Annotated in this window: 2 protein-coding genes; both read left to right on the top strand. The window is 69.2% G+C overall.

Annotated elements, in window-relative coordinates; translation table 11 throughout:
* The first annotated feature begins 100 nt into the window (after positions 1-100).
* Entirely contained in the window at positions 101-1,015 is a 915-nt protein-coding gene (locus H6726_00015; protein MCB9656001.1) for an acyl-CoA desaturase, read from the top strand.
* A 43-nt stretch (positions 1,016-1,058) separates the two neighbouring features.
* Positions 1,059-1,213 (top strand): DUF393 domain-containing protein (locus H6726_00010; GenBank protein ID MCB9656000.1); only part of this gene is annotated, 155 nt, incomplete at its 3' end.

The raw sequence follows: 1,213 nt of genomic DNA, 5'->3' as shown, positions 1-1,213 counted from the left end.
ATCGGGGAATTACGAGCCCGTGACAGACCCTGACCAAACGGTGACCTGACCTGACCGAACGATGACCGCGGGGCGCGAGGCGATCTCCTAGCTTGAGCTCATGCCCGCCACGCCGCGCACCCATCGATACGACTTCAAGAGCGCGATCCCCTGGTTCATCGTCCACCTGATGCCGTTCCTCGCGCTCTGGTCGGGGGTGACCTGGCAGGCCGTGGCGCTGTGCCTGGGGCTCTTCTGGTTCCGGATGTGGGCGGTCACCGCGGTCTACCACCGCTACTTCTCGCACCGGACCTACGAGACCAGCCGCTGGTTCCAGTTCGTGCTCGCCGTCTGCGCGGTCACCTCGACGCAGCGCGGGCCGCTCTGGTGGGCGGCGCACCACCGCGCCCACCACCTCTACAGCGACGGCGAGCGCGACCTCCACTCGCCCGAGCAGGACGGCTTCTGGCACGCGCACGTCGGCTGGGTCTTCGCCGACAGCGGCGAGACCGACTGGAAGCGCATCCAGGACTTCGCGAAGTACCCGGAGCTGCGCTGGCTCGACCGCTGGCACCTGGTCCCGACGGTCCTGCTCGGCATCGCGAGCGTCGTGTTCTTCGGCTGGCCGGGGCTGTTCATCGGCTTCTTCCTGAGCCAGGTGATGGCGTGGCACGCGACGTACGTGATCAACTCGCTTTGTCACGTGTGGGGCGGCCGCCGCTTCGAGACCAAGGACACCAGCCGCAACAACCTGTGGCTCGCGCTGCTCACCCTCGGCGAGGGCTGGCACAACAACCACCACCACTACATGAACAGCGTCCGGCAGGGCTTCTACTGGTACGAGATCGACATCACGTACTACGTGCTCCGCGCGCTGGCCGCGGTGGGTCTGGTCTGGAACCTCAAGATGCCGCCGCAGCGAGTCCTCGACGAGGGCCGCCGCCTCGACGCGCTGAAGAAGCGCCGCGCCGCGCCCGACCGCGTCGACGACCGCGTGGGCGACCTCGCCGCCGCGCGCACCTCGCTGGCGCCGTAGCGCGCTGCCGTAACGATCCGGGCGCCGCGCGCGTGGTCTCTCCATGCGCGTGATCTTGGTCGACGGTACCTGCCTGTTCTGCAATCGCCTGGTCGCCACCCTGCTGCGCCTCGACCGGCGCGGGCGCTTCCACTTCGCCCACCTGCAAGGCCCCCGGGCGCGCGCGCTCCTCGCCGCGCACGGCGAGGCGGTGGACGT

Source organism: Sandaracinaceae bacterium (assembly GCA_020633055.1).
Classification (GTDB): domain Bacteria; phylum Myxococcota_A; class Polyangia; order Polyangiales; family Houyiibacteriaceae; genus JADJJE01.
Note: the sequence above shows the minus strand (reverse complement) of the source record. Positions and strands in the feature narration are given on the sequence as shown.